This is a genomic window from Actinoplanes sp. 13 (assembly GCF_056134165.1).
In genome coordinates, this window is the sequence record NZ_JBVYOQ010000010.1 from 45,171 (window position 1) to 67,141 (window position 21,971).

17 protein-coding genes are annotated in these 21,971 nt (G+C 69.7%); 13 read left to right on the forward strand and 4 right to left on the reverse strand.

Translation table 11 applies throughout. The features are described 5' to 3' along the window. The first annotated feature begins 24 nt into the window (after window positions 1-24). From rpsA to uvrB, 3 genes are all read left to right on the forward strand, one after another. A complete protein-coding gene (gene rpsA / locus AC0NH5_RS20855) occupies window positions 25-1,632 on the forward strand; it encodes a 30S ribosomal protein S1 (RefSeq protein WP_474406298.1) in 1,608 nt (535 codons plus the stop codon). 130 nt (window positions 1,633-1,762) lie between these two features. After that, a complete protein-coding gene (coaE, locus tag AC0NH5_RS20860; protein ID WP_474406299.1) occupies window positions 1,763-2,953 on the forward strand; it encodes a dephospho-CoA kinase in 1,191 nt (396 codons plus the stop codon). Window positions 2,954-3,214: 261 nt separating this feature from the next. After that, a complete protein-coding gene (gene uvrB, locus AC0NH5_RS20865; protein WP_474406301.1) occupies window positions 3,215-5,332 on the forward strand; it encodes an excinuclease ABC subunit UvrB in 2,118 nt (705 codons plus the stop codon). Window positions 5,333-5,496: 164 nt separating this feature from the next. Here uvrB and AC0NH5_RS20870 read toward each other — a convergent pair whose 3' ends face one another. Then, on the reverse strand, window positions 5,497-5,817 hold the full coding sequence (locus tag AC0NH5_RS20870; protein ID WP_474406302.1) for an antibiotic biosynthesis monooxygenase family protein: 321 nt from the start codon (window positions 5,815-5,817) through the stop codon (window positions 5,497-5,499). 527 nt (window positions 5,818-6,344) lie between these two features. Here AC0NH5_RS20870 and AC0NH5_RS20875 point away from each other — a divergent pair. Beyond that, on the forward strand, window positions 6,345-7,340 hold the full coding sequence (locus AC0NH5_RS20875; protein WP_474406304.1) for a TerC family protein: 996 nt from the start codon (window positions 6,345-6,347) through the stop codon (window positions 7,338-7,340). A 488-nt stretch (window positions 7,341-7,828) separates the two neighbouring features. On the opposite strand, the gene typA is transcribed toward AC0NH5_RS20875, so the two are convergent. Then, a complete protein-coding gene (typA, locus tag AC0NH5_RS20880) occupies window positions 7,829-9,694 on the reverse strand; it encodes a translational GTPase TypA (protein WP_474406306.1) in 1,866 nt (621 codons plus the stop codon). A 122-nt stretch (window positions 9,695-9,816) separates the two neighbouring features. On the opposite strand from typA, the gene AC0NH5_RS20885 reads away from it, so the two are divergent. Together AC0NH5_RS20885 and AC0NH5_RS20890 are read left to right on the forward strand one after the other, a co-directional pair. Continuing rightward, on the forward strand, window positions 9,817-10,608 hold the full coding sequence (locus tag AC0NH5_RS20885) for a transglycosylase SLT domain-containing protein (RefSeq protein WP_474406307.1): 792 nt from the start codon (window positions 9,817-9,819) through the stop codon (window positions 10,606-10,608). 213 nt (window positions 10,609-10,821) lie between these two features. Next, window positions 10,822-11,244, forward strand: a complete 423-nt coding sequence (locus tag AC0NH5_RS20890) for an uL11 family ribosomal protein (protein WP_474406309.1) — start codon at window positions 10,822-10,824, stop codon at window positions 11,242-11,244. 29 nt (window positions 11,245-11,273) lie between these two features. Here the strand turns inward: AC0NH5_RS20890 and AC0NH5_RS20895 are convergent, their stop codons facing one another. Both AC0NH5_RS20895 and rsgA read right to left on the reverse strand, forming a co-directional pair. Continuing rightward, complete coding sequence (locus tag AC0NH5_RS20895; RefSeq protein WP_474406312.1) at window positions 11,274-11,909, reverse strand: ClpP family protease; 636 nt, start codon at window positions 11,907-11,909, stop codon at window positions 11,274-11,276. Window positions 11,910-11,993: 84 nt separating this feature from the next. Further along, window positions 11,994-13,019, reverse strand: coding sequence for a ribosome small subunit-dependent GTPase A (rsgA, locus tag AC0NH5_RS20900; RefSeq protein WP_474406315.1), 1,026 nt, complete (start codon window positions 13,017-13,019; stop codon window positions 11,994-11,996). Window positions 13,020-13,289: 270 nt separating this feature from the next. Between rsgA and AC0NH5_RS20905 the strand changes: the two genes are divergently transcribed. The 7 genes from AC0NH5_RS20905 (at window position 13,290) to AC0NH5_RS20935 (ending at window position 21,918) form a co-directional block, all read left to right on the forward strand. Beyond that, complete coding sequence (locus AC0NH5_RS20905; RefSeq protein ID WP_474406623.1) at window positions 13,290-13,991, forward strand: maleylpyruvate isomerase family mycothiol-dependent enzyme; 702 nt, start codon at window positions 13,290-13,292, stop codon at window positions 13,989-13,991. Further along, window positions 13,988-14,644 carry an MBL fold metallo-hydrolase gene (locus AC0NH5_RS20910; RefSeq protein WP_474406318.1) on the forward strand — a complete coding sequence of 219 codons (657 nt, stop codon included), beginning with the start codon at window positions 13,988-13,990 and terminating at the stop codon, window positions 14,642-14,644. The genes AC0NH5_RS20905 and AC0NH5_RS20910 overlap by 4 nt, the downstream gene beginning before the upstream one ends. A 225-nt stretch (window positions 14,645-14,869) precedes the next feature. Beyond that, window positions 14,870-15,379: a SigE family RNA polymerase sigma factor gene (locus AC0NH5_RS20915; protein WP_474406320.1), complete on the forward strand. Its 510-nt coding sequence runs from the start codon at window positions 14,870-14,872 to the stop codon at window positions 15,377-15,379. 27 nt (window positions 15,380-15,406) lie between these two features. After that, window positions 15,407-16,087, forward strand: a complete 681-nt coding sequence (locus tag AC0NH5_RS20920; protein ID WP_474406323.1) for a hypothetical protein — start codon at window positions 15,407-15,409, stop codon at window positions 16,085-16,087. Window positions 16,088-16,296: 209 nt separating this feature from the next. After that, window positions 16,297-18,111, forward strand: a complete 1,815-nt coding sequence (locus AC0NH5_RS20925; RefSeq protein ID WP_474406326.1) for a hypothetical protein — start codon at window positions 16,297-16,299, stop codon at window positions 18,109-18,111. A 136-nt stretch (window positions 18,112-18,247) separates the two neighbouring features. Further along, the gene (uvrA, locus tag AC0NH5_RS20930) at window positions 18,248-21,199 is read left to right on the forward strand and encodes an excinuclease ABC subunit UvrA (RefSeq protein ID WP_474406329.1); all 2,952 of its coding nucleotides are present in this window, start codon (window positions 18,248-18,250) and stop codon (window positions 21,197-21,199) included. 203 nt (window positions 21,200-21,402) lie between these two features. Next, on the forward strand, window positions 21,403-21,918 hold the full coding sequence (locus tag AC0NH5_RS20935; RefSeq protein ID WP_474406331.1) for a Rieske (2Fe-2S) protein: 516 nt from the start codon (window positions 21,403-21,405) through the stop codon (window positions 21,916-21,918). The last annotated feature ends 53 nt before the right edge of the window (window positions 21,919-21,971 follow it).

The following is a 21,971-nucleotide window of genomic DNA, read 5'->3' on the forward strand; positions in this document are numbered from 1 at the left end:
CGTTGATCAGACTGCTCTCTCGGGTTGTCGTCTCGTTTCGCTCGTGCCGCTGTCCGGTGGCAGTTCCGTCGAGCGCGTGAGACACCACGACACCATCCGTTCGGAGCAACAGTCCACATGACGAGCAGCATCGAGGCCACCTCGAGCGCCAACAAGGTCACCGTCGACGACCTCGGCTCTGAGGAAGCTTTCCTCGCAGCCATCGACGAGACCATCAAGTACTTCAACGACGGCGACATTGTCGAAGGCACCGTCGTCAAGGTCGATCGGGACGAGGTCCTGCTCGACATCGGCTACAAGACCGAGGGCGTCATCCCCTCGCGCGAGTTGTCGATCAAGCATGACGTGGACCCCGCGGAAGTGGTGTCGGTCGGTGACCACATCGAAGCCCTCGTCCTCACGAAGGAGGACAAGGAAGGCCGTCTGATCCTCTCGAAGAAGCGCGCTCAGTACGAGCGCGCCTGGGGCACCATCGAGAAGATCAAGGAGGACGACGGCGTCGTCCGCGGTTCGGTCATCGAGGTCGTCAAGGGTGGTCTCATCCTCGACATCGGCCTCCGTGGCTTCCTGCCGGCCTCCCTGGTCGAGATGCGTCGTGTCCGCGACCTCCAGCCGTACGTCGGCCGCGAGCTCGAGGCGAAGATCATCGAGCTGGACAAGAACCGCAACAACGTGGTTCTTTCCCGCCGCGCCTGGCTCGAGCAGACGCAGTCCGAGGTTCGCACCGAGTTCCTCAACAAGCTCCAGAAGGGCCAGGTCCGCAAGGGCGTCGTGTCCTCGATCGTCAACTTCGGCGCCTTCGTCGACCTTGGCGGCGTGGACGGCCTGGTGCACGTCTCGGAGCTCTCCTGGAAGCACATCGACCACCCGTCCGAGGTTGTCGAGGTCGGCCAGGAGGTCGAGGTCGAGGTGCTCGACGTCGACCTGGACCGCGAGCGCGTCTCGCTGTCGCTCAAGGCGACCCAGGAAGACCCGTGGCGTCAGTTCGCCCGGACCCACGCGATCAACCAGATCGTGCCGGGTAAGGTCACCAAGCTCGTCCCGTTCGGCGCGTTCGTCCGCGTCGACGACGGCATCGAGGGCCTGGTGCACATCTCCGAGCTGGCCGAGCGTCACGTCGAGCTGCCCGAGCAGGTCGTCCAGGTGGGCTCGGACGTTCTGGTCAAGGTCATCGACATCGACCTGGAGCGCCGCCGGATCTCGCTGTCGCTCAAGCAGGCCAACGAGGGCTTCGTCGAGGGCGAGGAGCACTTCGACCCGACCCTCTACGGCATGGCGGCGACCTACGACGCCGAGGGCAACTACATCTACCCGGAGGGCTTCGACCCCGAGACGGGCGAGTGGCTCGAGGGCTTCGAGAAGCAGCGCGAGACGTGGGAGAAGCAGTACGCGGACGCCCGCGAGCGCTGGGAGGCCCACACCAAGCAGGTGCAGGCGTCCCGCGACGCCGACGCCGAGGCCGCGCTCAACCCGGCTCCGGCCGGCGGCGTGACCACCTCGTCGTCGACGTCCTCGTCCTCCTCCACGAGCTCGTCGGCCCCGGCGCGCTCCGCCGAGGAGCCCGCGGGCACCCTCGCCACCGACGAGGCTCTCGCCGCTCTGCGCGAGAAGCTGGCCGGCGGCAAGGGCTGACCTGACGACAGTCAGCGCGTAATACCCAGGAAGGCCGTCCCGACTCCGGTCGGGGCGGCCTTTCGCCCTTTCCGCAGACCGCTGCTGCGCGGGGACGCGGCCGGGGCGCCGTACCCGGATACTTGATCCCATGTTGATGGTCGGGCTCACGGGCGGTATCGGCGCGGGCAAGAGCGCGGTGGCCAAGCGGCTGGCGGAGCGCGGCGCGGTGATCATCGACGCGGACGTGCTGGCCCGCGAGGTGGTCCGCCCCGGCACCGACGGGCTCGCCGAGATCGTGGCGCTGTTCGGGTCGGGAGTGCTGACACCGGACGGCGAGCTCGACCGGCCCGCGCTCGGGGCCAAGGTCTTCGGCGACGAGGCCGCCCGCCACAGCCTGGAACGGATCATCCATCCGCGGGTCCGGGCGCGGACAGCGGAGCTGACCCATCAGGCGCCGCCACACGCGATCGTGGTCAACGACGTGCCGCTCCTGGTCGAGGCGGGGCTCGCTCCGTCGTACCACCTGGTGATCGTGGTCGACGCCGACCGCGAGGTGCGCCTCGATCGTCTCACCCGCCTGCGTGGCATGACGGCTGCCGAAGCCGCCGCCCGCATCGATGCGCAGGCCGACGACCGGACCCGGCGCGCGGCCGGCGACGTGATCCTGGCGAACGACGCCGGCCTGGACCACCTGCACGCGCGCGTGGACGAGCTGTGGCGCGGCCGGCTGGTCGAGTTCGAACGCAACCTGCGCCTGCGGCTCCCGGCGCCGAAAGGCCCGGAGCTGCGCATCATGCCGTCCGACCCGGCGTGGCCGGTCGCGGCCGCCCGGCTGAGCGCCCGGATCCGGCACGGCCTCGGCACCGGCGTCCGGGTGCACCACATCGGCTCGACCGCGGTGCCCGGCCTGCCCGCCAAGGACATCATCGACCTCATGCTGAGCGTGCGCACCCTCGGCGAGGCCGACGCGTTCGCCGACCGGCTCGCCGATCTCGGCTTCCCACGGCGTGCCGGGGAGTGGTCGGACAACGCACACGGCCGGCCCGGTGGGACCTGGCCGAAACGGATGCACGGGTGCGCCGACCCCGGTTACCGGGTGAACCTGCACGTGCGGGTGGCCGGATCGCCGGGGTGGCGGTTCGCCCTGCTGATGCGTGACCACCTGCGGACGGTCCCGGCGGCCCGGGCGGCTTACGCGGCGGCCAAGGAGGAGCTGGCGCTGCGGCACGCGGACCGGGCGGGGTACGCGGAGGCCAAGGAGCCGTGGTTCCTGGAGGAGGCGCGGGCGGCCGACGAGTGGGCGGTGTCGACGGGATGGCAGCCGGACGACGAAGAATAAGGGCCCTCGCGGCGGCCGGTCAGCGCTGGGCGCGACCCACCACGGGTGCGCTCGCCGGGGCGTCCGGGGCGCATCGACCAGGGTGCGGCACCACGGATCGACTGGCGATCCGGACGGTGCCTGGCGGCCGCCGCGAGCGGCCTACCCGCCCAGGGTAGGCGGCCGTGCAAAGCCCGGACAATGCCGGGCGACGGTGCCGAATGTGCACCCTCCGCACGCCGCTTCGAGAACTTGTCGTACCCCCGACGTACGGTGGTTGGCATGGCGCTCGACATCCCACGACTCGACGGCCGGTTCGAGGTCGTCAGCGACTATCAACCCGCCGGTGACCAGCCCGCCGCCATCGACGAGCTGGAGCGGCGGGTGCGCCGCGGCGACCGCAACACGGTCCTGCTCGGCGCCACCGGCACCGGCAAGAGCGCCACCACAGCCTGGCTCATCGAGCGGCTGCAGCGGCCGGCGCTCGTGCTGGCCCCCAACAAGACGCTCTGCGCCCAGCTGGCCAAGGAGTTCCGCGAGCTGCTTCCGCACAACGCGGTGGAATATTTCGTCAGCTACTACGACTACTACCAGCCCGAGGCCTACATCGCGCAGACCGACACCTACATCGAGAAGGACTCGTCGGTCAACGAGGAGGTGGAGCGGCTCCGGCACTCGGCCACCATGTCGCTGCTCACCCGGCGCGACACCATCGTCGTCGCCACGGTCAGCGCCATCTACGGCCTGGGCACCCCGCAGGAATACGTGGAGCGGGCCGTCCGGGTCAAGGTGGGCGGCGAGATCGACCGGGACAAGCTGCTGCGCCGGCTGGTCGACATTCAGTACGCGCGGAACGACATGGCCTTCCAGCGGGGCACCTTCCGGGTGCGCGGCGACACGCTCGAGATCATCCCGGCGTACGAGGAGTTGGCCGTCCGGGTCGAGCTGTTCGGTGACGAGGTGGAGAAGCTCTACTACCTGCACCCGCTGACCGGCGAGGTGGTCCGCGAGGTCGACGAGCTGATCATCTTCCCGGCCTCGCACTACGTGGCCGGCCCGCAGCGGATGGAGCGGGCGATCCGCGACATCGAGGCCGAGCTGGCCGAGCGGCTGGCCGAGCTGGAGCGCCAAGGCAAGCTGCTGGAGGCGCAGCGACTGCGGATGCGGACGACCTACGACATCGAGATGATGCGGCAGGTCGGCTTCTGCAACGGCATCGAGAACTACTCGATGCACATGGACGGCCGCAGCTTCGGTGAGCCGTCCTTCACCCTGCTCGACTACTTCCCCGACGACTTCGTCACGGTCATCGACGAGTCGCACGTGACGATCCCGCAGATCGGCGGGATGTATGAGGGGGACGCGTCCCGTAAGCGCATCCTGATCGAGCACGGTTTCCGGCTGCCCAGCGCCGCCGACAACCGGCCGCTGCGCTTCGACGAGTTCCTGGAGCGGGTCGGCCAGATGGTCTTCCTCTCCGCCACGCCCGGCCCGTGGGAGCTCCAGCAGGCCCAGGGCGAATACGTGGAGCAGGTCATCCGCCCGACCGGCCTGGTCGACCCGCAGGTGGTGGTGAAACCCACCAAGGGCCAGATCGACGACCTGATGCACGAGATCAAGCTGCGCACCGAGCGGGACGAGCGGGTCCTGGTCACCACCCTCACCAAGAAGATGGCCGAGGACCTCACCGACTACCTCCTGGAGAACGGCATCCGCGTCCGCTACCTGCACTCCGAGGTGGACACGCTGCGCCGGGTCGAGCTGCTCAAGGAGCTGCGCAAGGGCGACTACGACGTGCTGGTCGGCATCAACCTGCTCCGGGAGGGTCTCGACCTGCCCGAGGTGTCGCTGGTCGCCATCCTCGACGCCGACAAGGAGGGCTTCCTGCGCAGCGGCCGGTCCCTCATCCAGACCATCGGCCGGGCCGCGCGAAACGTCTCCGGCGAGGTCCACATGTACGCGGACAAGATCACCCCGTCGATGCGGGCCGCGATCGACGAGACGGACCGGCGCCGGGCCAAGCAGATCGCGCACAACGAGGCCCACGGCATCAAGCCGCAGGCCCTCCGGAAGAAGATCCACGACATCCTGGACGACATCTACCGGGAGGCCGAGGACACCGACGCCGCCGTCTCCGGTCCGATGGTCGGCGGTGGCGGCCGGCAGATGTCGCGCGGCAAGGCCCCGGTCCCGGAGACCCGGTCGAAGGCCAAGGCGGGCAGCGGCACGGCCCGCGCCGGCATGGCCCGGTCCGAGCTGGCCCAGCTCATCCAGGACCTCAACGACCAGATGCTGGGCGCGGCGCGCGAGCTGCAGTTCGAGCTGGCCGCGCGGATCCGCGACGAGATCAAGGAGCTGAAGAAGGAACTACGGGGGATGGACATGGCGGGGGTGAAATAAGCAGGCGGCCGCCCCCGGTGGGTTGGTCGCGGCGCGCGCGGTGTCTGGTCGCGCCGGACGCGCGTGGGGTGTCTGGTCGCGGTGGGCGCGCGTGGGGTGTCTGGTCGCGGTGGGCGCGCGTGGGGTGTCTGGTCGCGGTGGGCGCGCGCCGGGTGGCTGCTCGGCTAGCGGGTGTAGGACTCTTGGTTCGCCGGGGCGGGTGTCTCGCTGAAGAACTCGGCCAGCGGGGGCTGGGCGAGGGAGCCACCGATCAGGGCGCGCCACTGGGCGAAGCGCTCGGTGCGGCGAAATGTGTGCTCGTGGGCTTCCACGCTGTCCCACTCGGTCAGCAGGACGAAGCGGTTCGTCGAGGCCGCGCTCTGCTTCAGCTGGACGGATCGGCAGCCCGCCGCGCCGGCGACCATGGGGCGGGCCCTCTGGTAAGCGGCGAGAAAGTCGTCCGCCCGGCCGGGGAGGACGTCGATCAGCGTGACTTCGAGAACCATGCCGGCAAGCGTCCCATACGGACCAGATGGCTAGCTTACTAGGACGCTTCAGGGTGGGCGGCCATGATGTCCGACTGTTCTGCGGGTGCCGACAGGGATGGGGCAACGGCGGTCGCCTACGGCCGCGACGGGGTTAAGCTTCAGGTGCGACGTCTTCTAGCGGAGGCAGCAACAGCTGAAGATCTACCGCGGGTGAATACGCGGCTTCCGGCCACTTACCTTGCGATAACGACCGGGCTGGGTGGTTTGGCCGCGAGCCGTGCCACTCAGGGGGCTCCCGATGTGCCGTTCGGGGCCGGGATGCGCAACAATGACTCCCGTGGGAGGGGAGTATTCCCCCGCTCCGGTCTCGTCAACACGGAACGCCTGAGAGGCGAACCCGGGGCCGGTGGTCGCGGATCGAGTCGATAGTCATCGGGTCGGGGCCGCGGCGGAAGAGACCTCCGACAGTCGCACGCCGCTGTTCTCGCTCCACGATGTGAGTGGGCACAGTGTCGACCCGTGTCTGCCGGAGGTCCTCGTTGAACGTGTCCGCCTGGGTCTGGGGCGTTACCCTGGTCGCCCTCATCGCAGTGCTCGCCGTTGATCTTCTGATCATCGGCCGCAGGCCCCACGAACCCAGCATGAAAGAAGCGGGCGGATGGGTCGGCTTCTACGTCGGCCTGGCCCTGCTCTTCGGTATCGGCGTCTGGGTCACCGCCGGTGGGACGGCGGCCGGTGAGTTCTACACCGGCTGGCTCACCGAGTACTCGTTGAGTGTCGACAACCTCTTCGTCTTCGTGATCATCATGGCCCGGTTCGCCGTGCCACGCCATCTCCAGCAGAAGGTGCTGCTGATCGGCATCGTGCTCGCGCTGCTCATGCGCGGTGCGTTCATCGCCGCCGGTGCCGCGCTGATCTCGCAGTTCTCCTGGGTGTTCTACATCTTCGGCGCGTTCCTGGTCTACACGGCGATCACGCTGGTGAAGAACGGCGAGAACGACGAGGACGACTTCAAGGAGAACATCCTCATCCGCTGGGCGAAGCGGGCGCTGCCGCTGTCGCCGTCGTTCGGTGACGGCCGGTTCAGCGTGGTCACCGAGACGGGCAAGCGGCTCTTCACCCCGATGCTGATCGTCATGATCGCCATCGGCACCACCGACCTGATCTTCGCGCTCGACTCGATCCCGGCGATCTTCGGTATCACCAAGGAGCCATACCTCGTCTTCACCGCGAACGTGTTCGCGCTGATGGGTTTGCGCCAGCTCTTCTTCCTGCTCGGTGGCCTGCTGCAGCGGCTGGTCTACCTCAACATCGGCCTCGCCGTGGTGCTCGCCTTCATCGGCGTGAAGCTCTTCCTCGAGGCCCTGCACACGAACAGCGTGTCGTTCATCAACAACGGCCACGGGTTCCACTGGGCCCCGGAGATCCCGATCTGGCTCTCGCTGCTGATCATTCTCGGCACGTTGGCCATCGCCACGGTGGCCAGCCTGGTCAAGTCGTCGCGGGACAAAAAGAGCGAGCTGATCACGCTCGACAAGTAGGCGTTCGGCAAGGCAGACAGCGAGCCCGGGCGGGGAACCGCCCGGGCTTCGTCGTGTCCGCTGTTCGCGTGGTGGCCGACCACGGGATCGGTGCGGGGTCGCCCGGAGCCGGGGCCTGGCCCACTCGGGTGCGTGCTGCGGCGTGCAAGCGGGTCGGCGGCGCGCAGGCGGGCTGCGGCGTGCAAGCGGGTCGGCGGCGCGCAGGCGGGCTGCGGCGTGCAGGCGGGTCGGCGGCGCGCAGGCGGGCTGCGTGCGTGCAGGCGGGTCGTGTGCGAGCGGCAGTGTGTGCGGGCGGGGCCGGGGGCGGGGCGGCGGGACGGCGGGACGGCGGGGGTGGGAGGCCGGGACGGCAGGTCAGCCCGGCGGCCGCGGCAGAGGCCGGCATTGCGGTTGGCCCCGGTGTAGCGCGGGACTCGGCCGGCGCGTACCAGAAAAGGATCGTGAAAAGAACGAGGCCCGCCCAGAGCGGGCGGGCCTCGTCAGAAGGATTACTGCTGGTGCTTGCGGCGCGCCGCGGCGCGGCCCCGGACGGTCTGGTCCAGCTCCACCTTGCGGATGCGGACGGCGTTGGGGGTGACCTCGACGCACTCGTCCTCGCGGCAGAACTCGAGGGCCTGCTCCAGGGAGAGCTTGCGCGGCGGGATCAGGCGCTCGGTGTTGTCGGCGCTCGCGGCCCGCATGTTGGTGAGCTTCTTCTCCTTGGTGATGTTGACGTCCATGTCGTCCTCGCGGGAGTTCTCGCCGACGATCATGCCTTCGTAGACCTCGGTGGTCGGGTCGACGAAGAGCTGGCCGCGCTCCTGGAGGTTGATCATCGCGAACCCGGTGACCACGCCGGCCCGGTCGGCAACGAGCGAGCCGTTCTGGCGGGTGCGCAGCTCGCCGAACCACGGCTCGTAGGCCTCGAACAGGTGGTGCATGATGCCGGTGCCGCGGGTCTCGGTGAGGAACTCGGTCCGGAAGCCGATCAGGCCGCGGGCCGGGACCAGCCACTCCATGCGCAGCCAGCCGGTGCCGTGGTTGATCAGCTCTTCCATGCGGCCCTTGCGGGTGGAGAGGAGCTGGGTGATCGCGCCCATGTATTCGTCGGGGGCGTCGATGGTGAGGCGCTCGACCGGCTCGTGCACCTTGCCGTCGATCTCCCGGGTGACCACCTGGGGCTTGCCGACGGTCAGCTCGTAGTTCTCCCGGCGCATCTGCTCGACCAGGATGGCCAGCGCGAGCTCGCCACGGCCCTGGACCTCCCAGGCGTCCGGCCGCTCGGTGGGCAGCACCCGCAGCGAGACGTTGCCGACCAGCTCCTTGTCGAGCCGGTCCTTCACCATCCGGGCGGTGACCTTGGCGCCCTTGACCTTGCCGACCAGCGGTGACGTGTTGGTGCCGATGACCATGGAGATGGCCGGCTCGTCGACCTGGATCAGCGGGAGCGGGATCGGGTTCTCGGCGTCCGCGAGGGTCTCACCGATCATGATCTCCGGGATGCCGGCGACCGCCATGATGTCGCCGGGGCCGGCGCTCTCGGCGGGCTTGCGCTCCAGGCCCTCGGTGATCAGCAGTTCCGAGATGCGGACGTTGCTGATGGTGCCGTCGGTCTTGCACCAGGCGACGGTCTGGCCCTTGCGGATGGTGCCCTCGTGCACGCGGCAGAGCGCGAGACGGCCGAGGAACGGGGAGGCGTCCAGGTTGACGACGTGTGCCTGGAGCGGGGCGCCCTCGGTGAACTTCGGCGCCGGGATGGTCTCCAGGATCGTGCTGAACAGCACTTCGAGGTCGGTGGAGTCCTCCGGGACGGTGCCGTCCTTCGGCTGGGTCAGCGAGGCGATGCCGTCCCGGGCACACGCGTAGACGATCGGGAACTCGATCTGGTGCTCGTCGGCGTCGAGGTCGAGGAAGAGCTCGTACGTCTCGTCGACGACCTCCTTGATGCGCGCGTCCGGCCGGTCGACCTTGTTGATGATCAGGATGATCGGCAGCTTGGCGTGCAGCGCCTTGCGGAGCACGAAGCGGGTCTGCGGGAGCGGGCCCTCGGAGGCGTCGACGAGCAGCGCCACCCCGTCGACCATGGTGAGGCCGCGCTCGACCTCACCGCCGAAGTCGGCGTGACCCGGGGTGTCGATGATGTTGATGGTGACGGGCTCGCCGTCGGCGGGGCGGTAGCTGATCGCCGTGTTCTTGGCGAGAATGGTGATGCCCTTTTCCCGCTCCAGATCCATGGAGTCCATCACGCGGTCGGCCATCTCGCCTCGCGCGTGGGACTGGCTGCCCTGGCGGAGCATGGCGTCGACCAGGGTGGTTTTGCCATGGTCGACGTGAGCGATGATGGCGACGTTGCGGAGGTCGGTGCGGGTCTGCATGACTTCATTGTTCCCGGCTCAGGTTGCCGACGGTGACACGGGGCCGGTTTTCGCCTCTGCCGCGGATGGGCTGCCTGCTGTTACCGTGCTTCATCGATGTCTCACGGGGGAGGCTTGCATCGATGAAGTTGCGTGTGGTCGTGGTGGTTGCCGCGCTGGTCATGGCCGGTGGATGCGGTCTGGGCGGGGCTGATCAGGAGCAGGCTGCGGCGCCGGCGACAGTCTCCGCGGAGCCGGTGGCGACGCAGGAAACGTCACCTGAGCCGTCGGTCACAGAAGAGCCGATCAGCGAGGAGCCGTCGCCGGCGCCCTCCAGGAAGCCCAAGACCAAGAAGGCGAGCCCGACGCCGACCGAGGACCCGAACAACTACCAGGAAGCGCCCTGTTCCGAGCGCAAGGGCAGTGAGGCGTCCAAGAAGAAGGTCAAGGCCGCGCTGAAGAGCGCCGCGGGCCGGATCTACTGGACCAGTGAGGCGCCCTCGCTGAAGCTGAACTACCCGCTCGTCAAGGCGATCGCCTGGCACGAGAGCGGCTGGACCAGCAACGTCTACAACTGCGACGGCGGCGCGGGGCTGATGCAGGTCATGCCGGACACCGTCGACATGATCAACAATCGATTCGGCCTGGCGTACGACGCCGCGAAGTACCAGGACAATGCGGCCGTCGGGGCGAACTACCTGGCATGGCTGACCCGGTACATGTCGCAGAAGCAGTACGACGAGAAGACGTACGACCTGAGCCCGTCGAAGTGCAAGAGCCACACCTCGTGGTGTCTGCTGAACCTGGTCATCTCCGGCTATCAGGCCGGCCCGGACGCGGTGCTGGCCAACGCGGACCGCAAGGAGCTGCCGAACCCGGAGTACGTGGACTCGGTGCGCTCGCTGATGAAGTCCTGCTACTGCGACCGGTACTGACCGGGGGCGGTCCCGGCCCGGTCGGCGCCCCGAGCTACACTTGCCGGAGAACCCGAGACCCTGCGTGACATCGTTCTGACGGGCCGCGTTTTGACCGGCCGCGTTTTGACCGGCTGGTCGCGGCGATAGTAAGGTCTCGGGGTTGTCGTGTGTTGTTGAAGCTGGCGAGCTGCGTGTTCGGCCCGTGCAGCTCACCCTAAGGAGCCCTACTCGATGCCGCCCAAGAAAAAGACTCATGAGGTAACCCTCGCGCTTGAGGCGGGTAACGCCGCGATGGTCGACCTCGGTAAGATGCTCGGCCCGACCGGCGCGAACATGCGTGCCGTCAAGGTGGAGTACGACGAGGCGACGGCGAAGAACCGGGGCGAGATCATCCCGGTCATCGTCTCGGTCTACGAGGACCGCAGCCACACGCTCGCCTACAAGACGCCGCCGACGAGCTTCCTCATCCGGAAGAGCCTCGGCATCCAGTCCGGCGCTGCCAACCCGCTCACCACGACTGTCGGCACGCTCAGTGCCACGCAGATCAAGGAGATCGCGGAGCGCAAGCTGCCCGACCTGAACGCGAACGACCTCGACGCCGCGATCAAGATCGTCGCCGGCACCGCCCGTTCCATGGGTGTCAAGGTCGCCTGATCTCCAACAGGGAACGGCCCCGGGTGTGCTCACCCGGGGCCGTTCTTCTTCGGTGCCACCACCTCGTCGATCAGGCCGTACTCCAAGGCCTCGGCCGCGGTCAGCGTCCGCCCGGTCGACAGGTCGTCCTCCACCCGGCTGCGTGGCTTCCCGGTCACCTCGGCCAGCCGGATCACCGCCTCCTCCAGCTCCCGCAGGTGCTGGCCGGCGGCAGCGGCCACCTCGTCGGCGGTGCCGGTCACCCCGGCGGCACGGGGCTCGGCCAGTTTGAACCGGGCATGCCGGTAAGCCGCGCGCCGATCGGCCGCCGCCAGCACCGGCAGCACCGCGCCACCCGCTTCCGACGTGACCACGGCGTGCACCGGAGCGGTCAGCGCGTCGATCACGTCGATGATGGACAGCGCGGCGCTCAGGTCCCCGCCCGGGCTGGCCACGTGCAGATGCACCGGGTCGGAACCGGCCGAGTCGAGGGTGAGCAGCGCGGCCGCTATCCCGGTCGCCGTCTCCCCGGTGAGCTGCCCGCGCAGCATCACGATCCGCTGGTCGAAGAGCCGCTCCTCGAGCCAGCCGGGCAGGCCGGGGCCGGCGCCGGGCAGAGGCGTCTGCCAGTCGGGCTGCTGATGCGGTGGGAAGCCCCACCGGGACGGGTCGTGTCGCTGCTGCACGACAGCCAGCCTAGCCAGGAAGCGCGCCGCCCGCGGTGTGTGAAGTTCGGGTGCGTATGCGGGCCGAACTTCACACACTGGGGGTCAGCGGCCGCGGCGGGCGCGGGTGAGGCGCTCGGTGCGGCGGCCGCTCTCCACCGCGACCTCGCGGCGCAGCTTGCGCCAGCTCGCCAGGCGGCGGGCCGGCAGTGAGCCGTCGGTAAGGGCGGCCTGGACGGCGCAGCCCGGCTCACCCTCGTGGTGGCAGTCGTCGAAGCGGCAGTCGCCGGCCAGGCCGGTGACGTCGGCGAAGGCCCGGTCCAGGCCGGCAGTGGTGTCCAGCAGGCCGACACCACGGATGCCTGGTGTGTCGAGGATCGCACCGCCGCCGGGCACGGTGACCAGGTTGCGGTACGCGGTGGTGTGCCGGCCCTTGCCGTCGGCGCCCCGGATCGCCTGCACCGGCATGACGGTCGCGCCGGCCAGCGCGTTCGCCAGGGTCGACTTGCCGGCGCCGGACCTGCCGAGCAGCGCGCAGGTGCGGCCCGCGCTGACGTACCGGCGCAGCGCACCAACCCCGATGTCGCAGCGCACGCTGACCGGGAGGACCGGCACACCGGGGGCGACCGCGGACAGTTGCCGGGCGATCGCACCGGCTTCGTGGGTGGTGTCGATCTTGGTGAGGACCAGCAGCGGCTCGGCGCCCGACTCGAAGGCCAGCGCCAGGAGGCGCTCGATCCGGGCGTCGTCGGGCTCCGGGTGGATCGGTTCGACGACCGCGACGGTGTCCATGTTGGCGGCCAGCACCTGGCCGGTGGAGTCCTTGTCGGCGGTGCGCCGGATCAACTCGGTGCGCCGGGGCAGCACCTGTTCGAGGGTGGTCCGCCGGTCCGGCCAGCGGCGCAGCACCACCCAGTCGCCGGCGCAGGGGAGGAGCGCCGGGTCGCGAGCGGCTTCGAGGAACGCGCTGCCGCCCAGACTCGCCCTGGTCACGCCGTCGACGGTGAGCACGGTGCTGATCCCGCGGTCGGCCCGGAGCACCCGCCCGGGCTCGGCGTCGGCCCGGTCGAACGGGCGGTACGAGGATGCGAAGAACTCGTCCCAGCCGAGCTGGGACAGGGTGTGGGACATGGGAAACCCTTTACGGTCGAGGGGCGCCTGACAACCTCAGGCGTGAGCCCCCTGGTGAAGGGACGCAGTGATCTCGAACAGCACGTTCCTCACCTCCCCGCGGGTTCTGATCGATCGCGTCTGGATCCGACGGTACGGTCACTCCCACCGGGGCGAAAGCGAATTCCGATAGGGTCCTCGTGTGACTGAGCCTTCGTTGTCATGCTCTCCTGGCCCTCGCCTTCCACGCCGTCGCTCGGCGCCGGCAATTGCCGCTCGGTGCAGTCGATCATGACCATGGATCCGCTCGTTCTGATGACTGACGTCGAGCAATCAACGGATTCCCTGCTGCGGACAGCGGAAGGGCTGGACGACGCCGAGGTGGCGAAGCCGTCCGGGCTGCCGGGCTGGACGGTCGGGCATGTGCTGACCCATGTGGCCCGCAACGCGGACGCCCTGACGAACCTCCTGACCTGGGCGCGCACCGGTGTGGAGACCCCGGCGTACGCGGACCGGGACGCCCGCGAGGCAGGGATCCAGGCCGGCGCCGGACGGTCCCTGGCCGAGCAGATCGCCGACATCCGGGCGGCCCACGAGCGCTTCGCCGACGCCGCCGCGGCGATGCCGGCCGCCGCCTGGGCGGAACACCTCCCGCCGATCGGGCAGTCCGCGGCCGGCGTGCCGTGGGTTCGGCTGCGCGAGGTCGAGGTGCACCACGTCGACCTGGCCCGCGGCTACACCCCGGCGGACTGGCCGGACGCGTTCGCCCTGCGCCTGCTGCGGGAGATCGTCACGACCGCGCCGGAGGGCTCGCCGAACCTGGTGCTGCGCCCGTTCGGGCTGGAACGGCCTCTGGTCATCGGCTCGGCGGACGGCCCGGTGATCGGTGGCCCGACCAAGTCGATCGCCGCCTGGCTGGCCGGCCGGGGCGACGGCACCGACCTGACCGTCTCGCCCGACGGCGAGCTGCCCGTCCCGGCGAGGTGGAAATGAGCGACTCCTACACCGGCGACGTCACCCGGGGCGGGACCCCGGCCGTGCGGGACCTCGGCGGCGGGCTGACCCTGACCAAGGTGTCGGTCGGCCCGATGGACAACAACGCCTACCTGCTGCGGTCCGGCGACGACCAGCTGCTGATCGACGCCGCCAACGACGCCGGAACGCTGCTGGACCTGATCGGCCCGGCCGGGCTGCGCACGGTCGTCACCACCCACCAGCACCGGGACCACTGGACCGGGCTGGCGGACGTGGTGTCGGCCACCGGGGCGGCCTCGCTGGCGCACACCGACGACGCCCCGGCGATCCCGGTGGTGACCGGGACGCTGACCGACGGCGACGTCGTCGAGGTGGGCGGGCACGCCCTCGAGGTGATCCACGTGGTGGGGCACACGCCGGGGTCGGTGGTCCTCGCGCTGCGCGACGCGGAGGGGCGGGCGCACCTGTTCACCGGCGACAGCCTGTTCCCCGGCGGGGTGGGCAACACCCGGGGCAACCGGAAGAACTTCGAGTCGCTGATCAACGACGTGGAGCGCAAGCTCTTCGGCCGGTTCGGCGACGACACATGGTTCTATCCGGGGCACGGGAAGGACTCGACGCTCGGCGCGGAGCGACCGGCCCTCCCGGAGTGGCGCGCCCGCGGTTGGTGATCGGGCCGGCGACAGCGACGACTCCGACGTGATCGTGCCGGTGATCGATGGCGTGCCGGCCGCCACAGCCCTCGTGCCATCCCTGGTCCCACTGCTCTTGAGTGCCTCGCGGCGGGATGAGTACGCCGCGCCGCTCGTGAAGCGCTACTCCGGATTTCTGTCCGGCATGCAACCCGGAGGAGGTGGCAGTCGTCAGGGAGGCGTGAGAGCGAAGGAGGGGCTCGTGTGAAGAACGAGCGTGATGAGCAGTTCCACCATTTCGTGGTGACACGCCGCGCCGCGCTGGTGCGTACGGCGACTCTGCTGACGGCGGGCGACGCCCACCTGGCGGAGGACCTGGTGCAGTCCACGCTGACCAAGCTGTACGTCGCCTGGCCGGCGTTCCGGCGGGCCGACAACCCCGACGGTTATGTGCGCCGGGTGCTGGTCAACGCGTTGACGGACGAGCGGCGCAGGTGGTGGCGGCGCCGGGAACGGCCGATGGCCGAGGTCCCGGACCGGGCCGCGACCGAACCGGCGAGCGGTGAGGTGGGTGACGGGCTGCGCGCGGCTCTGAGCCAGTTGCCGCCACGGATGCGGGCCGCGCTCGTGTTCCGGTACTTCTACGACCTCGACGTCGCCGACACCGCCGACGCCCTCGGTTGTTCCGAGGGCACGGTGAAGAGCCAGACCGCCCGGGCCCTGGAGAGGCTCCGCGAGGTCATCGGCCAGAACCCTTCCTTCGCACTGCGCTGACGCTCAGCGCCGACCTGGAGAAACACCATGAAGAATCTGTACGACGGGCTGGAGCGGATCGCCGGCCCGGCCACCGAGCCGACGGCCGGCGAGATCGAGGCAGACCTGACCCGCGGCCGCCGGGCCCTGCGCCGCCGCCGGGTGACGCAGGGCGCCGCCGGATCGGCCTTCGCGGTCGCCGCCGTCGCCGCGGCGTTCGCCTTCGCCACCACCGGCACCACGGCGCCGGTCACCGGCAACCCACAGGCCGCCCCGCCGGCCACATCCACCGGGGCCCCGGCCGCCGAGGCCCCGGCCGCCGGCATCCAGCTGGTCGCCTACAAGGGAAAGCAGCCCAAGGGCTTCACGTTGGACAAAGTGCCGGACGGCTGGGAGATCCAGGGTGTCGACGCCGGGGTGATGACCCTGGCCCCGATCGGCATCAAGGACCAGGAGATGCACAGCTTCGTCGGCAAGGTCGCGGTGATGCTGCAGTCCCGGGACGAGACCGGCGTGCCGGAAGGCAAGAAGGTCACCGTCGGCGAGAACACCGGAGTGCTCGGCAAGTACGAGGACCAGACGGACGGCTGGAACCTGCTGGTGGACCGCGGATCCAAGCCGCGTCTGCAGGTGCAGGTCTATGACGGTCTCGGCTGGACCGCTGACCAGGTCGTCGAGTTCGCCGCCGGCATCACCGTGACCAAGGACGCCCAGCAGGGCGCGGGCTGACAGCAGGGGAGACCGGAGCGAAGGCAGCGCCCCGGTCTCCCCTGCCCATGTCTACCAGTTCGGCGCCCGCACCACCCGCGGCGAACGGGCACGTGCTCCGGGGCGTACCCCTCGGGTGGAAAGAAGGCGTAAGAGCACGTCAATGCCCTTCCACCGCCGAGTGGGCGCCGCAGGCGGCCGTGCGGGCATGGCGGCGCGGGTCTGGCAGAATGCGGCCGGTGCGTGCGGCAGAAGAGATGATCGAGGAGCCGGTGGCGACGGCGGAGGAGACGCCCCGGGCGCCCGTCCGCGGATGGCGACGGTGGCCCGATCTCTGGATCCTGCTCGGGTTCGCGGCGCTCGCGGTGCTGGTGCTGATCCCGCTCTGGATCGATCCCAACGGGCGGGTGCTGGCCGGTAACGACGACGACCACGGCATCTTCCTGTCCATGCTCGCGCACGCCGAGCGGGTGATGTTCGACGGAGCCGCGCCGTTCTGGAACGACCGGTTGAACGTGCCGGTCGGCGTGAACATGATGGCGAACACGTCGATCCTGGCGCTGAGTCTGCCGCTGGCGCCGATCACGCATTTCTTCGGCGGCGGCGTCACGGTGGCGGTGATCCTCACCCTGGGCCTGGCCGGCACGGCGTTCGCCTGGTACTGGGTGCTCTCCCGGCACCTGGTCGACTCACGTCTCGCGGCGTGGATCGGCGGCGTGTGGTGCGGGTTCGCGCCGACGATGATCTCGCACGCGAACGGGCATCTGAACTTCGTCAACCAATATCTGGTGCCGTTCATCGTGTGGCAGGTGCTGCGCCTGCGCGAGCCGGGCCGGGCCCGGCGCGGTGGCGTGATCCTCGGCCTGCTGATCGTGGTGCAGTGCTTCATCAACGAGGAGACGCTGCTGTTCACCGCGCTGACGCTGCTGGTGTTCGTGGTGGCGTACGCGGCGATGCGGCCGGCGGTGGCCCGCGAGGTGTGGAAGCGGATGGTGGCCGGGCTGAGCGTCGCCGCGGCGACGTCATCCGCCTTCCTCGCGTACCCGCTGTGGTACCAGTTCTTCGGCCCGGGCAACTACCACGGCCAGCCGTTCGCGCCCGCCGACTACGTCACCGACCTGGCCTCGCTGGCCGGCTTCGCGCGGCAGTCGCTGGCCGGTTACGGAGCGCTGACCCGGCGGATGAGCGTCAGCGCGACCGAGGACAACACGTTCTTCGGCCCGATCGGCCTGCTCATGATCGTGATCGCGACGGTGATGCTGTGGCGCTCGGCGGCGGCCCGGTCGGCGGCGATCGCGGCCCTGGTGCTGCTGGTGATGTCGATGGGACCGGAACTGCGGGTGCTCGGTCACGACACCGGCATCTGGCTGCCGTTCGCCCTGATCAGCCACGTGCCGGTGATCGACCTGGTGAGCGTGACCCGGTTCGCGATGGTGCCGGCCACGATCGCCGGGGTGCTGCTCGCGCTCGCCGCCGACAAGGCCCCCTCGTTGCCGCCGCGCCGGCGCCGGCTGTTCTGGATCGGCATGGTGTTCGCGCTGGTCCCGCTCTTCCCCAAGCCGCTCCCGGTGGTGCAGGGCGACCCGGTCCCGCCGTTCATCACCGAGGGCACCTACCGGGAGTACGTGGCGGGCGGCCGCACGCTGGTGACGGTTCCGCTGCCCGACGTGACGACCGGCCGGACCGGCATGCGGTGGGCCACGCTGAACAACTACGACTATCCGACGCCGCGCGGATATTTCATGGGGCCGGCGAACCCGCCGCACGACGACACCGGCTCGTGGAGCGCCCCGGCCCGGTTCACCTCCACGCTGTTGTGGTCGGTTCGGGAGTACGGTTATCAGCCGGTGCTGACCGACGCCGATCGGGAGAAGATCACCGCGGATCTGGTGTACTGGCGTACCGGGGTCGTGGTGCTGGTGCCGGGTGGCCGCAACCCGGAGGTGCTGCGGGCGACGCTCGTCGACGCGCTGGGTGAGCCGCAGCTCGTCGGTGGTGTCGAGATCTGGGACATGCGGTCGTTGCCGGTTCCCCCCAACGAGTGAGGCCTACCACGTCCGCTTTGCGGGAATGACCGTCATGTGAGAGGCGCTGTGCCTCGGCCGGCAAAAAATGTCGTACCCCGTGGCTAGAGTATCCGCGGCTCTACCCTATTCAAACACCTGTACGGAGAGGCTGATTGTGGCCGACCGACTGACCATTCGTGGCGCGCGCGAGCACAACCTGCGTGACGTCAACCTCGACCTGCCCCGAGACGCCATGATCGTCTTCACCGGGCTCTCCGGTTCGGGCAAGTCCAGCCTCGCCTTCGACACGATTTTCGCGGAGGGGCAGCGGCGCTACGTCGAGTCCCTCTCGTCGTACGCGAGGCAGTTCCTCGGCCAGATGGACAAGCCCGACGTCGACTTCATCGAGGGACTGTCACCGGCGGTGTCGATCGACCAGAAGTCGACGAACCGCAACCCGCGCTCGACCGTGGGCACCATCACCGAGGTCTACGACTATCTGCGACTGCTCTTCGCCCGCGCCGGCACCCCGCACTGCCCGGTCTGCGGTGAGCGGATCAGCAGGCAGACCCCGCAGCAGATCGTCGACCGGGTCCTCGCCATGCCGGAGGGCACCCGGTTCATGGTGCTCGCGCCGGTCGTGCGCGGCCGCAAGGGGGAATACGTCGACCTGTTCGCCGAGCTCCAGGCCAAGGGCTACGCCCGGGCCCGGGTCGACGGCACGGTCCACCCGCTCACCGAGCCGCCGAAGCTGAAGAAGCAGGAGAAGCACACCATCGAGGTGGTGGTCGACCGGCTCAGCGTGAAGGCGAGCAGCAAGCAGCGGCTCACCGACTCGGTGGAGGCCGCGCTCGGCCTGGCCGGCGGCATCGTGCTGCTCGACTTCGTCGACCTGGCCGAGGACCACCCGGACCGGGAACGCCGCTTCTCCGAGCACCTGGCCTGCCCCAACGACCACCCGCTGGCGATCGAGGACCTCGAGCCCCGGGTGTTCTCGTTCAACGCGCCGTACGGCGCCTGTCCCGAGTGCACCGGCCTCGGGACGAAGAAGGAGGTCGACCCCGAGCTGATCATCCCGGACGAGGAGGCCAGCCTCCGCGACGGCGCGATCCAGCCGTGGGCCGGCGGCACCACCCAGGAATACTTCCTGCGCCTGCTCGAGGCGCTCGCCTCGGCCGAGAGTTTCTCACTGGACACACCGTGGCGGGCGCTGCCCAGCCGGGTGCAGAAGACGGTTCTCTACGGCGCCGAGGACCAGGTCCACGTGCGCTACCGCAACAAGTACGGCCGCGAGCGCTCCTACTACACCGGCTTCGAGGGTGTGGTGCAGTGGATCGAGCGGCGGCACAACGACACCGAGAGCGACTGGTCGCGCGAGAAGTACGAGGGGTACATGCGCGACGTGCCCTGCTCGGTGTGCGGCGGCGCCCGGCTCAAGCCCGAGGTCCTGGCCGTGACGGTGGCCGGCAAGAGCATCGCCGAGGTGTGCAACCTCTCCGTCGGTGAGTGCGCCGAGCTGCTGGCCGGGCTGAAACTCGACGACCGGCAGACGATGATCGCCGAGCGGGTGCTCAAGGAGATCAACGCCCGGTTGCGCTTCCTGGTCGACGTCGGCCTCGACTACCTGTCGCTGGACCGTGGCGCCGGCACCCTCTCCGGCGGCGAGGCGCAGCGCATCAGGCTCGCCACCCAGATCGGCTCCGGCCTGGTGGGCGTGCTCTACGTGCTGGACGAGCCGTCGATCGGCCTGCACCAGCGGGACAACCACCGGCTGATCGAGACCCTGGTCCGGCTGCGGAACCTGGGCAACACGCTGATCGTGGTGGAGCACGACGAGGACACCATCCGCACCGCGGACTGGATCGTCGACATCGGCCCGGGCGCCGGCGAGCACGGCGGGCAGATCGTGCACAGCGGCACCGTGGACGGGCTGCTGGCCAACGAGAAGTCGCCCACCGGGGCCTACCTCTCCGGTCGCAAGTCGATCCCGGTGCCGGCCACCCGCCGCCCGCAGACCCCGGGACGCGAGGTCGTGGTGCAGGGCGCGCGCGAGCACAACCTGCGCAACCTCACCGTGCCGTTCCCGCTGGGCCAGTTCATCGCGGTCACCGGCGTCTCCGGCTCCGGCAAGTCGACGCTGGTCAACGACATCCTGCACACCGTCCTGGCGAACCAGATCAACCGGGCCCGGATGGTGCCCGGCCGGCACACCCGGATCACCGGCATCGAGCACGTGGACAAGGTCGTCGGGGTGGACCAGTCGCCGATCGGGCGGACCCCGCGGTCGAACCCGGCCACCTACACCGGCGTCTTCGACCACGTCCGCAAGCTGTTCGCGGAGACCGCCGAGGCCAAGGTGCGCGGCTACGGCCCGGGCCGGTTCTCGTTCAACGTCAAGGGCGGCCGCTGCGAGAACTGCTCCGGCGACGGCACCATCAAGATCGAGATGAACTTCCTCCCGGACGTGTACGTGCCGTGCGAGGTGTGCAAGGGCGCGCGGTACAACCGCGAGACCCTGGAGGTGCACTACAAGGGGAAGACCATCTCCGAGGTGCTGAACATGCCGATCGAGGAGGCCGCGGAGTTCTTCTCGGCGCTACCGGCCATCCACCGCCACCTGCGGACGCTCGTCGACGTCGGCCTCGGTTACGTGCGGCTCGGCCAGCCGGCGACCACCCTCTCCGGCGGCGAGGCGCAGCGCGTCAAGCTCGCCTCGGAGCTGCAGAAGCGCTCCACCGGACGGACCGTCTACGTGCTCGACGAGCCCACCACGGGCCTGCACTTCGAGGACATCCGCAAGCTGCTCCTGGTGCTCAACGGCCTGGTCGACAAGGGCAACACGGTGATCACGATCGAGCACAACCTGGACGTCATCAAGACGGCGGACTGGCTGATCGACATGGGCCCGGAAGGCGGCAGCAAGGGCGGCCTGGTGCTCGCCACCGGCACGCCCGAGGAACTCGCCGAGGTGGCGGAGAGCCACACCGGCCAGTTCCTGCGGCAGGTGCTCAGCCTGCACGGCAAGCCGAAGGGCGCGGCCGCGGCGACCGCCCGGGCGGCCAAGGCCAACGGCGCCAACGGCACCAAGACGCGAGCCACCCGGTCCCGGGCCAAGGCAACTGCTTGATTCAGCAACATCTCAGCTGACTCAAAGGTCCGTGCCCGGTCGAGGTCCTAGTCTCGACCGGGCACGAGCTTGTCCGGCCCGGGGCCTCTCGGCGACGAGAGAATCCGGCAGGGCGTGAACTGATCGTGGTGGCCGCTTCGTATGTAGAGGCGACTCCGCGTGACATGCGAGCGGCAGACATCAGGTACTGGAGGGGCGACAACATGACTGACGTGCAGACGAGGACCGACGCCGAGGTTCAGCCGGAGCGGGCGGGCGGCACCTCGACACGGCGCGTGGTCCTGCTGAGCGCCGGTGCGCTCGGTGCGGGGGCGGTCCTCACCGCCTGCGGCACCGACGCCGGCACCGGCACGAACCCGAACGGCACCGACTTCGACAGCGACCCGGTCCCGGCCGGCAGCACCGGGGCGCAGGCGGACGCGGCCGGTGGCAACGCGGGCAAGGTGCTCGTGGCGGCCTCCGAGGTGGCCGTGGGCAGCGGTGTGATCAAGGGCGACCTGGTCATCACCCAGCCCGAGGAGGGCACCTTCAAGGCGTTCAGCAAGGTGTGCACGCACCAGGGCTGCGACGTCAGCGAGGTCACCGACGGCTCGATCCTGTGCCGGTGCCACAACAGCGCCTTCTCCATCAAGGACGGCGCCCCGACGGCCGGTCCGGCCGCGAAGCCGCTCGCCGAGACGAAGGTGACGCTGGACGGGGACAACATCGTCGCGGCCTGACCCCGGGCCAACGCGTAGGCCGGAGGTCCGGGCCGTGGCGGCGGCACCGGACC